This is a genomic window from Arthrobacter sp. 01N444, assembly GCF_056399305.1.
The window spans coordinates 253,739-267,121 of sequence record NZ_JBFTRB010000003.1 but is presented as its reverse complement, the minus strand read 5'-3'; the positions used below and the strand labels follow the sequence as shown (position 1 = coordinate 267,121).

The 13,383-nt window shown below is 62.3% G+C and carries 13 protein-coding genes; 2 read left to right on the top strand and 11 right to left on the bottom strand.

The genetic code is table 11. The features are described 5' to 3' along the window. Positions 1-110: 110 nt before the first annotated feature. From AC1DKN_RS05610 to AC1DKN_RS05565, 10 genes are all read right to left on the bottom strand, one after another. Positions 111-611: a single-stranded DNA-binding protein gene (locus AC1DKN_RS05610; protein WP_476870646.1), complete on the bottom strand. Its 501-nt coding sequence runs from the start codon at positions 609-611 to the stop codon at positions 111-113. 57 nt (positions 612-668) lie between these two features. Next, positions 669-1,742 carry an ArdC-like ssDNA-binding domain-containing protein gene (locus tag AC1DKN_RS05605; RefSeq protein WP_476870645.1) on the bottom strand — a complete coding sequence of 358 codons (1,074 nt, stop codon included), beginning with the start codon at positions 1,740-1,742 and terminating at the stop codon, positions 669-671. 620 nt (positions 1,743-2,362) lie between these two features. Continuing rightward, the gene (locus tag AC1DKN_RS05600; protein WP_476870644.1) at positions 2,363-4,174 is read right to left on the bottom strand and encodes a type IV secretory system conjugative DNA transfer family protein; all 1,812 of its coding nucleotides are present in this window, start codon (positions 4,172-4,174) and stop codon (positions 2,363-2,365) included. Then, on the bottom strand, positions 4,171-5,622 hold the full coding sequence (locus AC1DKN_RS05595; RefSeq protein ID WP_476870643.1) for an ATP-binding protein: 1,452 nt from the start codon (positions 5,620-5,622) through the stop codon (positions 4,171-4,173). Before AC1DKN_RS05595 ends, AC1DKN_RS05600 begins: the two co-directional genes overlap by 4 nt. Then, positions 5,619-7,091 (bottom strand): SCO6880 family protein, encoded by a 1,473-nt coding sequence (locus AC1DKN_RS05590; protein ID WP_476870642.1) that lies wholly within the window; start codon positions 7,089-7,091, stop codon positions 5,619-5,621. The genes AC1DKN_RS05595 and AC1DKN_RS05590 overlap by 4 nt, the downstream gene beginning before the upstream one ends. Beyond that, the gene (locus AC1DKN_RS05585) at positions 7,084-8,400 is read right to left on the bottom strand and encodes a type IV secretion system protein (protein WP_476870641.1); all 1,317 of its coding nucleotides are present in this window, start codon (positions 8,398-8,400) and stop codon (positions 7,084-7,086) included. Before AC1DKN_RS05585 ends, AC1DKN_RS05590 begins: the two co-directional genes overlap by 8 nt. A gap of 60 nt (positions 8,401-8,460) precedes the next feature. Further along, positions 8,461-8,748, bottom strand: coding sequence for a hypothetical protein (locus AC1DKN_RS05580; protein ID WP_476870640.1), 288 nt, complete (start codon positions 8,746-8,748; stop codon positions 8,461-8,463). A 118-nt stretch (positions 8,749-8,866) separates the two neighbouring features. Beyond that, positions 8,867-9,655 carry a C40 family peptidase gene (locus AC1DKN_RS05575; RefSeq protein WP_476870639.1) on the bottom strand — a complete coding sequence of 263 codons (789 nt, stop codon included), beginning with the start codon at positions 9,653-9,655 and terminating at the stop codon, positions 8,867-8,869. A 335-nt stretch (positions 9,656-9,990) separates the two neighbouring features. After that, positions 9,991-10,353: a hypothetical protein gene (locus AC1DKN_RS05570; RefSeq protein ID WP_476870638.1), complete on the bottom strand. Its 363-nt coding sequence runs from the start codon at positions 10,351-10,353 to the stop codon at positions 9,991-9,993. Between the two features lie 385 nt (positions 10,354-10,738). Beyond that, complete coding sequence (locus tag AC1DKN_RS05565; protein ID WP_476870637.1) at positions 10,739-11,548, bottom strand: hypothetical protein; 810 nt, start codon at positions 11,546-11,548, stop codon at positions 10,739-10,741. 273 nt (positions 11,549-11,821) lie between these two features. On the opposite strand from AC1DKN_RS05565, the gene AC1DKN_RS05560 reads away from it, so the two are divergent. After that, complete coding sequence (locus tag AC1DKN_RS05560) at positions 11,822-12,145, top strand: ArsR/SmtB family transcription factor (RefSeq protein ID WP_476870636.1); 324 nt, start codon at positions 11,822-11,824, stop codon at positions 12,143-12,145. On the opposite strand, the gene AC1DKN_RS05555 is transcribed toward AC1DKN_RS05560, so the two are convergent. Next, positions 12,099-12,614, bottom strand: coding sequence for a hypothetical protein (locus tag AC1DKN_RS05555; RefSeq protein ID WP_476870635.1), 516 nt, complete (start codon positions 12,612-12,614; stop codon positions 12,099-12,101). The two genes, AC1DKN_RS05560 and AC1DKN_RS05555, sit on opposite strands and share 47 nt — an antisense overlap. Before the next feature lie 157 nt (positions 12,615-12,771). Between AC1DKN_RS05555 and AC1DKN_RS05550 the strand changes: the two genes are divergently transcribed. After that, a complete protein-coding gene (locus AC1DKN_RS05550; RefSeq protein ID WP_476870634.1) occupies positions 12,772-13,098 on the top strand; it encodes a helix-turn-helix domain-containing protein in 327 nt (108 codons plus the stop codon). Positions 13,099-13,383 lie beyond the last annotated feature (285 nt).

Here is a 13,383-nt window from a genome sequence, read left to right as displayed (position 1 = left end):
CCTGGCGTTTATGGACCGTTCCCCTGGAAGAAGCAGCCCGACGACTAGCCACTATTGAACAGCTCTTGCTCTGGACATGTCCAGAGCAAGAGCGGACTACTTCCCTTTGGCTAGAGCTGAAGCCCCTGTGCAGAGTGTCCGACTCCCGTCGGAACTGACGAATGTCCCTGCGCAGCAGCTCCCCAGTCCTGACCCGGTTGTAAGTCCCGCTGCGCAGGACCTGTGGGGCCGGCAAACACATCGGTGCTCGCCTTGGGAGTTCGCTGAAATGCGACCGTTCCGTAGCGAAGGTCGGGCCCAACTGTGTCGGCAACGATGCGATGCGCCTCGTGCTGCACCCCATCCTTGTCGTAGTGGCGGAATTCCATCTCTCCGCCGATGGCAACGGGGTCCCCCTTTTTTAGGGAATTGGCCACATTCTCTGCCAGCGCACGGAATGCCGACACATTGTGGAAGAGCGGTTCTCCGTCCCGCCAGGAGCCGTCAGGATTCTGCAGTCGCTGATTCACGGCCACGCGTAGTTTCGCGTGGGCAACCCCTGACTCGCCGTAGGTGAGTTCCGGATCGGCGACGAGGTTGCCGGAAATGGAAACCGGGATTCTGGTGCCCATGGTTGGTGCCTACCTTTCTCGTTTCCAGGCGGCCAGTCCGACTGGAAATCTAGGGGATCATGTAGCGCGAAGGCCTGCGGGGGCAGGGCTCGGCGTTACAGCAACGGGATGGGAATCGACACTCGCATCAACTAGCGATGACTGAAGCGCCGTCAGCTTCCCGCCTGCTCCGGCAGGACGAGTGATCTCAAGAATGTCGCGGCACGTTGCAGTCACCCGGCCGAGAGTCGACCGAGCGACATCCATCCGCGTCAAGTGGCCCGCCGGTTCCCCGGTTCCGGACGTCCCGGTCCGTTCAACGTCGATGACTCTGTCGGCCCAGCCAGCTAAATAGCTCGATGACTGAGGCCCACGGTCGATGCCGTGGGCGCGTAGAACCGTGTAAGCCACAGACTCGGCTTCCACCTCGGCGAGTCCACGGTGCTGCAGTCCGCTCCCGTACAGCTTTCCAACCTTGTCGTCGGGGCCGTGGAGATACACATGTCCGAGCTCGTGCGCCAGGACGGCCGCGGCGTCCTCCCTGCCAAGCCACGCACCTACCTGGATCCGGCGATCCGCAAAATCGGCGTACCCGCTCGACATGGACCGCTGGCTGTCCGAAACGTCCACGACGAAACGGCGGCGTTCCGCAGCCTCAACCAGAGCCCCCCAAAGTCCCGCAGGAATATCCGTCATTCCGACGCCGGGACGCGGCACATAGATGGGCTCGCCTTCCGTCTGGGAGACATCGAAGACCGCCTGGCCTCGCCAGCCGACTATCTTCCGGTCAGTTCCGGAATCGGCTACGGGCGGCTCTGCTCCCCTGCCGTCAACCTTGTCGCCCACGGTCCCCTCAGATAACTGGGAGACTTTGCGCGCGGTTCGTGGAGCCAGCACCCACAGCGCGTGCTCCCCTTTGACCACCGTGCGGCCATGCCGTTGCCACTCGCGGTATCCGGCCACCAACGTCGGCGGCTGCAGCCCGAGCATTTCCCGTTGCGCCATCAGCAGGGCCACGTTCCCGCCAGAGTACCGCCACAGCGTGGCCGAAGTATCCAGGAGTTGATGCCATCGGCTAGGCGATGAAATCGCCCCTTCCAGAACGGCGTGCAACTGGTCAGTCAGCTGAACGATGCGGGCTTCTGGGCTCACTTCCACACCACGGCCAGAGCGCCTACGGCTCGTCTCGCCGTCAGGCGCAGCAGCTCTGTTAGGGGCCACGACAGCCACCTCCGTTGCTTCTCAGTCTGTGTCCGCACCTGCTAAGGCCGGACACCTATCCATACGTCGCACCCGGGCTGGTGACATGATCTGACGACACAGTGCGTACTTGGTGCGGCTCGGCAATCCAGGACAGAAACTCAGAACCGGGCTCAGGCATCGCCCGTGGACTGAGCTCCCGGTGGGCCTGCAACCCGACACAACCAATCGCCTTGGTGTGGGTACGGAGGCGCTCGACAGCCAGCGGGATTCGTTCGTGGAACCCCAGCGGCCCGAACCCTGAGTCCGACTCCCCAAAGGACGCCAGCTCCGCCCGCTGCAAGGCGTAGAGTTCCGCAACTAGTTCGGAATGTCTCCACCAGCAGTCTGGTACCACGGACGAAGACAGCCGGTACGTGGAAACGAACCAGCGCACCCAGCGGTCCAACTCCAGCCACGCCGTTCTGACCGTGAGCGGATCAAGGTCACGCCATCTGTGCGTCGGAGTCGTTGTCCCCTGCGGCGCCGGCGCAAGTTCGTCAAAGAGCAGGGCCAGCGGGTCGCCGTCATTATCAAGCTGTCCCATCGGGAGCCTTCTCGACAGGCGCGAGATGGGCGGCATGGCCCAACGCCAGGGCTTCCTCAGCCTCCCGCTTGAACCGTCCCAGGTCTGCCGCATCTTTCCGTTGATGCCAGCCGCGCAGATCCAAGAGGATCGGCCGTGTTCGACGCCCCAACATCAGGGCTGTACCGGGCGGGAGACGGCGGATCTCGTGCAGGGCAATGACAGGCATGTCCCGGATTTGCTCACCAGTCTGCCGTCCTTGAGAGGACCAGGACCGAGTCCTGTAAGTGAACTGCCGCTCCCCAATCAACGCTGCAAGATCCCGCAGGTCGCGTTCGTCGGATCCACCACCGAAAATGACTTTGATGATGGCCGATTCCCAGATGGTGGAGGCTTCCTCGATGGACCAGCCCGAACGTGCTTGGGACAAGGACTGGAGAACGACCATGGTGGAGATTCCGATTCCGCCTCCGTCCGACAAGGTCACCGGTAGACCTGGCCAGGGCGAGAGGTTCGCGATCTCGTCGAGGATGAGCGACAGCGGTGGATCGAGTCTGCCGCCGGCAGCCGTGAAGGCCATTTCTCGGGCTGTCGCGTCGATATCGTCTATGAGGGCCGACAGATACGGTCCTGCGGCGGCCGCTCCGGATTTGGTGCCGATCAGGTAGAGCGTGCCGCGCTCGCGGATGAATGTCCGGGGATCGAATTCGTCCTCCGGATTTGTCGGGTCCAGGGCAGCGAGCACCTTCGGGGACGATAGCGGCGCCACTGCAGCGGAGACCCCGATCCAGGAGTTCGACGTATTCCGCGGGTCGTCCTCGAGGATGCCCATCAGGTCGGACTGCCAGCCCAATGCCGCCTTCGGGCTCTGAAGGACCTCCAACGCCTCTGCAGCGAGCACCGGATTGGATGACCACCGGCGGAAGGCTCTGATTCCCTCGCCGGAGAGAGCCGCTGCATGAAGGAGGGTCTGCAGGACGATCTGGGCACGTTTTTGCCAGGCGGCGTTCTCGCCCGTCATTTGGGTATCGGCCGAGATCACCAGCGCTCGCCGGACGGCTATGTCCGGGTCCTCGCATCCACGGACCGGTGACCAGCGGAGAGTCGAACCGAGCCCTGACATCCCCTGCGGATCGAAGACGGTCACAGGGCGGCCTCCACTGGCGCGGGCTTTCATGGTGACTGCGAGGTTGTCAGCGCGCGTCGACGTTGCTACAACGGCGCCGGGCGCATCGAGAATGGCGTTAACAACCACGAAGAGGCCTTTGCCAGAACGCGGCGCACCTTGAATGACCATTGATTCCTCGGTGGAGACATTGATCTTCACGCCACGTGATGTCCCGAGAGTCCACGACACATCTGCCAGCCGCAGCTGTTGCAGACCGGGCCGCGTCACGCGTCCCCGCCGCAGCGCTGCGCGCCGTCCAAACTCCCGGACGATCTCGGCCCTCTTCGCGATCCCGTCTCTGCCCAGGATTTCCAGCCGAAGCCATGCGCCCGACTGTCGCCAGCTGTGCCACGCAAACAAGAGAGCGACGGCAGAGGCCGCCAAGACGGCGAGCGCCGCACACAGCAGTAACCGGACGAGGACGATGTCGATCGCGCAGCCGTCCGGTATTCGGCCAATGGCGCCTATGTCTCCCGTTACCAGTCCCAGGACAGCCAACGGACCATGAAAGGTCTCCATGCCACGCCCGCATTGCCACTGCGCCACGAAGCTCGTGGCCGACTCCGTCAGCGCGCACGTGGCGGTGTAGCCAGCCAGCAAGAGGAGCCCGAGGTTGAGGAGAGGGATTTCATCCTGATGACTGGATTTCATTCCAGCATCCTGTGGTCAGTGGTGAAGACATCAAGCTCGTCTGTGGTCACACGGTTGGCGACGATGAAGGACCGGCTTCCCACCTTCCACAGACCGACGCCCTTAGGGAGGTTTTCGACTTGTTGGCATTCGGCGGCAGTGAGACCGAGGGCCTGCTTCGTCAGGCTCATGGAATCATGCTTCTGCCGGTAGATAATCCGGGTGTCAGCCTCCGTGAGCAGGCCCAAGGCCTTTTGGCGGTGCCCGCTGGAGCTGTCACCTATTTCATTAAGGTCTGCCACCTTGTGCATGATCAGCAGACTCGCAATGCCATAGGTTCGCGCCAGCCGCCACTGTTCGCTCATCTTGACCAACATGAACGGGTCCGCCAGCATCCGCCAGCCCTCGTCGTACACAACGATCCGCTTGCCGCCATCCGGATTCGTGATGGCCGCCTCCAGCCAGGTGGCGCTGCACGCCGCCGCCAGCGAGAGCGCCTGCTCAGAGGCTCCTATGAGCGCCGAGGTGTCCATCACCATCATCGGAGCATCGGCGTCGAACTTGACCGTTGAAGGCGCATCGAACATTCCTTCGAGATCCCCAGATACGGTGCGCCGAAGCGAGTGCGCAACTGATGTGCCGCCGTCGGGCCCTACCAGCTTGCGCGTTTCCGGGGCAGGATCCAGCAAGCGGTCCAGCACCATGGGAAGCGTAGGGGTCGCGTTGGCTGCTACAGCTTCGGTCAATGCCATGTCCAGCGCGGTGTGTTCGACCGGCAGCATGGGCTCACCCTGACGCATGAGTGACACGAGGGCCACGAGCAGCTGCCGGCGACGCTGCCTCACGACGGCCTGCCACTGGGCATTAGACAGATCGCTCGCCCGAGGTCCGGCGTCCAGCGGGTTAATGCGTGTCCGGCGCCCGGGTCCAACGGAAATCACCTTGCCGCCGACAGCCTGGGCAACTCGCACCCACTCCCCCTTCGGATCCGAGGCAACAGCAGCCTTGCGGCCCAGCGTGATCGAGCGGGCCACAAGCGACTTGCCGCACATCGACTTGCCCGTCCCCACTGTGCCGATCACAACGATGGACGGTCCACTGATCACTCCGCGGTCATAGAGGATCCACGGGTCATACGAGAAGGCCCCTGAACCGAACACGTCCGAGCCGATGTACGTCCCTTCGTGTCCGAGCCCCGACTCAGTGAGAAACGGGTAGGCGGCCGCAAACGTCATTGTGGACGCGCGGTGCGGAGACGGCTGGAGTCGATGCTGACCGGCCATCTCGTGCGGACCACGACGACGGTTCCCGGGTTGCGCATTCAACCCGCCGTCGGTTGGTTCGTCCGTCAGCCGGTGCCAGATTTGCCGCAAAGCGCCGTCATGTCCCTGGCCTCGGCGCCGTATCCGGCGCGCACTCCGCGTTTCACCCGCGGACACGAACTCGACGCTTTTGTTCTGCGGCTTCATTTGAGTCCCCTGCCAAGGGGCAGCGCGCCCGCGATGAACGCCGCCCACTGTTGTCCCACCAGCAGTCGAACGTCGACGAATGCGCTCGCAGCAGCGGACTCCAGTTCCTGTCGGCATCTTGACAGTTCCTCCAGCGTCGCGGCGGTGATGGTTACATACGCGGCCTGGCGGACATCTCCGTGGCCGGCAACGATCTCTTCCTCCCGCTGCTGAACTTCCTGTTCCTCGGCGAGCTGTTCACGGGTTGTTGGGCGGTCGAACTTGGCGTTGATCCGGCGCCTGGTCTCGTGGGCTTCCTGGGCGGACCGGATGTCCTTCAAAGCTCGGTCTGTGGGAACGGCCCTGAGGATCTGCGTAATGGTGTGACGGAAGCCGCCGACATAGACGAGCGGATGAAGGAAGCCCGGAAAGACCTTTTGCCGCGGCCATCCTGCAACCCAGAACGTTTGGTGGAAACCGGTGTCGGTTCGAAGATGTGTCCAGTGTTCCTCCATACCCATTGGTCCGGACTGGGCGGGGTCCATACCCTTGAAGGCGTCTTTCCGTTTCCCGATGACCACGGGCGAAGATGGGTCAAACGCCCCCCTGAAAACTTCCGCGAACTGTCTGTCCGAGAGCCATTCTTCGACGTTCACTCCGTGCGTGTTGAGTCCAGTTGCCAGCGCCTCAAGTTCTGATCGCATAGTCTGCTCGGTCCCGGTAACGCCACCTCCAGCGTCGCGGATCCTCCGGCGAGCGCGCGTGGTGTCGAGTACTAGGGTCACAAGGATGTCGTGGCTGCTCGCAGCCCCGGCTGCCGAAACGAGATCCTTGTAAGAGCGGTCCCCCCACTCAGTACTGGGCGAAGTCGAATTGCGTGCCGCCACCCGCCGGCTGTAGTACTCCCCCAACGCCGAGGCGGGGAACTGGACGGTGTAATCCTGAATCGCGATCCGGGCAACACCCGGACGTTTGGCAAGGTTCGCTTGCACACGGGACCATTCCTGGACGGCATAGGCCTTGTCTTCATCTTCCAGCAAAGCAAAGGCAGTCGCCCGGCACCTCATGACAGCGAATGCTTCCCGCGCCTCGCTGTCGACGACGAAGCACCAACCCTGGGCTGTCTTGTGGATCGTCAATGAAGACAGTCCGCCCGGGAGGACGAGCGACCCCGTAGCCACAGGCGTCTCGGTGGTCGCCAGAAAAGTGGTTTGGTGGGTTGCTATTCGGGCCACGAATCGAGCAGCGGTCAAGATCCACACCGGGTACGGGATCCTGTCGTACTGCAGGAAACCCAGGAACAGAAGGGAGAGCCAGAGCGGACTCGTCCAAAACAGCCGCTGAGGCCCCCCAGAAGCAGAAGCCACGCATGCCGCGAGAACGCCGGCGCCCGCGAAAAGTAGCTGATACCACTGCAGCCCGAGCAGCACTCCGTGGCGTTCCTGCCGCGGAAAGCTGACAGGACTCAGGGCCCTGCTTTCGTCAGTCATTGTGGCCTCCAATCTGTGGTGGGATCACCGTCGTCGGCGTCTCAGGTTTCTGCACGGGTGCTTTTGGCCCGGGAGGGGCAGTACGCGTCTTGGCTGGGAACCGTTTGGCGGCGCCGGGCTCGTATTTAGGCGTCTGCCCGCGGGTTGCAGCTCGGCTGGCAATGGATCCGGCGTCAGCTCGCTCAGACGCACGGGTCGTTGTCGCCCCGGAGCTTGATGGCCCCGAGACCATTTCCAGGGGCGCCGAGCCTCCTTGACCCGGAGATCTCGGGCTGGTGGCGGCCGGCCTGGAGACTCTTGCCATGACTGGCTGTGGAGTTGAGGGAACAAGCGAGGGCCCGGATGCTCTACCGTGTCCCAACGAAAAATGATGGCTACGGATCTGTTGCCCGAGTTGGCGTCCTGAGAAACCGGCCGCCGTGCGGGCGATATGACCTCCACCTGCGGCGCCCGCGGCCGCGGCAAGTTCGCCCCCGGCAAATCCGACCAGCTTGAGCGCCAGCAGAGGGGCCGCGCAGGCAACTGTCATTCCGACTGCGCCTGCGGCGATGCCGGCGAACGATGTCGAATCGGCATACAGCTTTACTGCGACGGCCAGCACCGTGGCGGCAAGTGGCTTGGCCAGCAGCAAGGCAACCACTACTTCGCACCAGCGTGCCATCCATGACTTTGTCTTCTCCCACGGCATCATCATGAGAGCCACGGGAGCAACGGCTCCGAGGACGATGAGGGCAAATGACCGGAATATCATCGAGCACATAAGAATGAAGGCAAGAATCCAGATGATCAGTGTGGCGAAGACGGTAATCAGCAACGTCCCGCTGGCTGCAGCTTGGGTCGCAGGGAGCGTCTCGCTGATGAGCTTCCACTCGCTGGCGGCTCCTGCGGGTGCTCGCTCAAAGCCGAAGAGGCGCATGAAGACGACGTACGGATCGGAGCCCAAGGTTTCCAGAAGGGCTGTTGAGGCTTCGTCGCTCACGTGCGTCAGTGTCTGCATCACGTAGATCGCGGCTCCCACGGCTGGGATTGCCACCAAACCGCCTATTAGCGCTCTCCAGATCCGGCGCGATTGTTGGGCGATGAGACCGGACAGCAGTTGGAGAATCATGGCGACGACGAGGGGTGTCGCCATGACTACGACCCACCAGCCGGTGAGACCTTTGACGGCGGCCCACTGGGAGTCATCGACGTTGGACACTCCGAACGCGCCGGAGATGAAGGACCACAGCCAGGTGGCGATACACGCAAGGATGCCGGCCAGAAAGTCGTTGAACGCGGCGATGGCGCTGTTCTGAGCTTGTGAGACCAAGCCGCAGCCCGGCGGCCACCAGCTCCCGGGCTCACATAGATTCGGCAGCACGGTGGCGCCCTAAAACCCGAGTTGAATAGCGCTCTGAGACCACAGGATGTAGCCGTTGATGCCGCCAAGGATTGCGGCCACGGGTCCGGTCCATAAGAGGATCATTCCCCCGCCCGATGCCAGGCGTGATGACTGACTGAGTTTGCCGGCCAGAAGCATGGCTGCGCCGATGACGGCGACGATCGCAATGACGATGAACGCCCCGACGAGGATGCCACCACCGATCTGCCTCAAGGACTGCAAGAACGGGAAATCGGTGTTGGGGACGATTCCAGGGTCCACTGCTAAATACTTCATGACTTTTGCTCCTCTTAGGTTTGTAACCAGGGCGGCAGACCTGCCCCTTGGTTCTCCATGGCCGCGTTCGGTCCGCCGTGCATGACCTGCGACGCCTTCGTGATTTGGGTCAGCGGATTTAGCCCAGGAGTCTGAAGAATCGGCTGCCGGGGTTCCAGTCGACGGGATGGAGCAGCGTTCCGACGCTGGGGTTTAGGGCGCTGTACATCAACCCGCCGCCCGCGTATATCCCCACGTGGCCCCAGTGGTCCGGGCCATCGGGGTTCTGCACCACCAGATCACCGGGCAGAGGCGCCGTCGTCGGTGTGCCCACAACCCATTGATCGACGCGCGGAAGTCGTTTACCGATCTGGGCGTAGACCCACATCACGTAGCCGGAGCAGTCCCAGGCCCTGAAGGCGGTCCCTCCCCAGACGTAGCGTCCGGTGAGTCCCTGTTGGGCGAATCCCAGGATGGCGCGCCGTTGGTCATCCAGGTCTGGCGGAATCACTGGCGCTGGACGGCCATTGTCCTGTTTGGGACTTTCGCACGACGGAACGCTGCCCTCGCCGCCCAACGAGGAGATGATTGATGCGGCAACCGGCTCCCACCTGTCGTAAAGCTCTGGGAATGCCGAGACCTGCACGGCTTGGGCGGCCGCGCCGAGGGACATCCGATCCCAGCCCCCAATGTCCAGCAGTCCACGCGGTGAGCCGCGATTGGGACCCCTGGCGCCGCCGAAGAATGCGGCAGCGTTGTACTCGGGACGCATGAGATCCTGCACGCGTCCCCATCCGGCGCTGGGCCGCTGCTGGGCTGAGCCGATGGAGTCGTGATCGTAGCCCAAACCATCGTTGGGAAAGTCCAGGGACTCCGGAACTGCAGGGTTCGCAAGCATCCGCAGTCCCGATTCCTGAAGGGCCGTCATGATTGAAATCTGGATTCCTTGCCCGGACGCGTTGAGGGCACGCCCGACCGAGATATAGGCCCTGGCGACCTCCTGCTGCCGCATGCTGAGGGTCATCGGTGTCCCGCTGGGGCCCGAGACCGTCAGAACTCCGCCGATGCGCCCGTGGAGAGCCGTGGCATTCCCACCATCGGATGGATCCGGCCAGATGCAACCATCCCCCGCACCCGAGATTCCAGAGCCGACGAGAGCGAGCGATCCGCTGACAAGTGCCGCCGAACCCATCAGTACAACCAGCGTGCCGGCCGCTATCGATCGCGCGATGAGCCGGACACCTACTGTCTTCCGGATGCCCATCAGTAGACGATCCTGGCGGAATCGGTGTAGAAGGCGACCAGCGCGCATCGGTCTCCGGGAGCGGATTCTGCAGGCGGACAGTTGGCAACGACGCTAACGGGCACCGTGTAGGGCGTGGATCCCGTGTCCGACGTCGATCGATCAGTCACGCTGACGGTCACGGTGCAGACGTGGAGGCCCTGCCAGGGAGCCGGATGCTCCACGTACTTGGTGAGTTCGCTGTCGCACTTGGTCTCCACGACGCGCGACGTTCGGTAGGCCTTTCGGGAGGTCAGGTGTGCGAATGCTGCCGCATCGATGCCCGTCCCCTCGAACTGCGCCGTGTATAGGCTCAGAGGATTGGACCCGTCGTCGAGCACCATCCACCAGCCACGCACGCGGGCGTATACGTCCGTATATGCCGAGGTCCGCGTATCCCACGTGTAGAGCGCTGTTGCTGTCGACTCTGCCAGGGACCGATGGTCAAGCGTGTGGGGGCCTTTGTCCGAGCTTGGAGTGTCGCTTATGGTCGGTGCCGCTGAAGATGTGGTTGGCGTCTCTGACCGTCGGGCGGCCTGAGTCGCTACCACAGCCACGCCTGCGTCTACTGGTTCCTGGCTTGGAATCAGCAGAAGGGCGGCAACCACTGCGGTTAGGACCACGACACCGCAGACTAGAATCCACAACCGTGTGGTTGTTAGGTGTCGGACATGATGGTTGGTGTGCTTCACAGTGCACCTCCTTCAGTGGTCCATGGCGACCGCGCGTTTAGACGACATGACGCACGCGCTTCACAGGTCGCGCCAAGTGGGGCTTTGGCATTGGTTGGAGGATCGGGGAAGTAATTTCTGTGGCGGCCAGATACAGTTGGCGCGCCCTGCCTATCTGCACTTCGACGTACCGCCGACTGACACCAAAGTCAGATGCGATCACCGCAATCGCCTCCGCCCTTTCCTGCTTGTGCAAGTCCAGCCGTACAACGTCCTGTGCAATCTGCTGCAATAGCGGAGTTGGCAGGCATCGCGCCGCGAACGTCGTCGGATCCCCGATGTCGCGGCCCTCGGCATCAACAGCAGCCAGAGCCTCCCGCACCGTGATTGCCGTTTGCCGGACGAATGAGAGTTGCCGGTAGGCCCGACGGTTTGTGGTTGAGTCGGCACAGACCCGCCCTTCCGCGAGCAGCAAGGACATCGCGGCACTCCACGCAAAATCGCCGACATGGCGTCTTGTTGTCTGGAGGATGCAGAGGGCCCACTCCCTTTCCGCTACTCCTTCTGGCCCGAAGAGCTCGAGTTGCCCGCCAACCTCCCGCGGCTGGCAGTCCGCCTGATCAACAAGGAGCGGCAGCGCATCTTTCGAATGGGCCCTGGACAGGTAGGCCGAGCAAATATGGGCAGCGATCCCCTGGACCCAGGCGCCAAATCGGATCCCGGGAATCTGCCGGTAATGGCCGTCCGCCACTCCTCGCCAGACCGCAATATGGATGTCTTGAAGAGCATCCTCAACGTCACAGCCGTGTCCCGAGCGGGACAATCGCGATCTTACGTATCGCGATACCTCGTGGATGGCTGATGTCATCTGTTCCATCGAGATGGCTGGCGGATGCGCTTGTTGCTCACTTCGACCGTCTACGACACTTGCGACGTCCGCGCTATGGCCTTTGAGAGAACGAGTCGTCATGACAACTCCCGAGCAGAGAATTTCAGTGATGTTGTGAGAGGTCTGGCCTCCACCCTTCGGCAGTGAAGGTCGATCTGCAGAGAGAATACTTTAACTATTCTCAACACTCACTAAAATAGAGTCAAGAGCGCATCGCTGGCGATTCGAGACGCTTAGCGCAAGAATGAAGGCATGCCGAGAATCACGCAGCCCGAAGACGAAGCCTGGTCGCCCGACGTCGAAGCGGCCATCGCTACCTTCGGCAACAGGTCCCGAAATGAGATCCTGCGCTTCTTGGCAGCCAATGGCCCTTCCACTCGGGGGGACATTGTCGACGCAGTCAGCGCTACCGAGCCAAGCGTGGCAAAGCATTTGCTCGCATTAGAAGAAACCGGCGCTATCCGCGCGGATTTGGAGCCTGGACGGCGGCATGGCCGCTCGCCGCGCTACTCGGTAGATGACGCGCGCGTCAAGGCTCTACTGGCGGCCCATCTGGACTATCTACTGAACCGCTAGCAGCGGACGACTCCCCGGACGGATGCCTGGCAATGTCCTGGTTGAGATACTCGGTAATGGCCCGAAGGGTCTCCGGGGAAACGTCGCCCAGAGTCCGCGCGGCGAAGGTCTTCACCCTCGCGGCGCGCAGGGACTTCACGAATTCCAGCTGCGCGTCTATGCGCTCGGGAACTTCCGCCCCGTCGCTGCCCAGGAGATAGCTGGGATCGACTTGGAAGAGTCCGGATAGAGCAGTTAGTAGCTTGGGATCGGAGACCATTCGGCCAGTGCCGTCCTTCATGTAGAACCACCGCGCGCGGGAAAGGTTCACACCCTGCTTGGCCAACGCCTCGCTCACCTCACGGTATGTCAGGGCCACTCCTCGCTCGGCAACAACGGTGTCGAGTAAGAGGTTCAGTTTTCGGGCGAGCTCCGCCTGCGGCGTGCGAACCCCGCCGCCGTTCTTCCGTACACCTTCATTCGCTTCCACTTGTCGCCGTTCTGATAATTCGGTTGCTGTTCCCCAACAGCTATCCATGCGAGACCAGCGCCTTGGGTACAAGTATTGCTTTCGCTACGCGCCCCAACAAGCCTTTCAACCCTGACGGCCGACGCATCTAGTCAACGTATTTACTTAGGCGTACATTATGGTCATTGCAGACGGGTCTACACCTTCCAACGCTCCCAGGTCTCAAACGGAAGTGCCAGCGATGACGAACCTTCTCATGAATAGGACGCGGAGCCGGCTCCTGCACTTCCTCGGCAAGAACGGACCGTCGACCAGCACTCAGATTGCCGCCGGCATTGGACTCAGCCCAAGCGCAGTCCGCAAGCACTTGTCGGTCCTCGTTTCGAGCGGCTGCGTCGAGGTGTCAACGGGTGGTGGGCATGCACGCGGCGCCGCAGCTACGTACTCCGCCAACGCTTGGAGGATCAATGAACTAAGTGAAGCCGCCCATCTTGTTATCGAATGAACGAATGCTTTCCGGACGTTAGTGACGCCAGGTCCAACCGACGGGAAACACGGCAACTGGCCCCAGCATGACGCCAATATGGCCGCGCAGGACAACTCCGATATTCGGCGCCGGGCTTGTCGACGATCTCGAATCCGTGGGGCAACAAATCGTTTGTGCCTTCATCGACGAGGGTACCTTCTGCCCGGGATTCCAGTCCCTCGCTGGTGGACAACTCCACACCCGACGGTCGTATTCCCTTTCAGCGTGCTATCCAGCTACAAGTGCCCCACAACTGCTTCACTT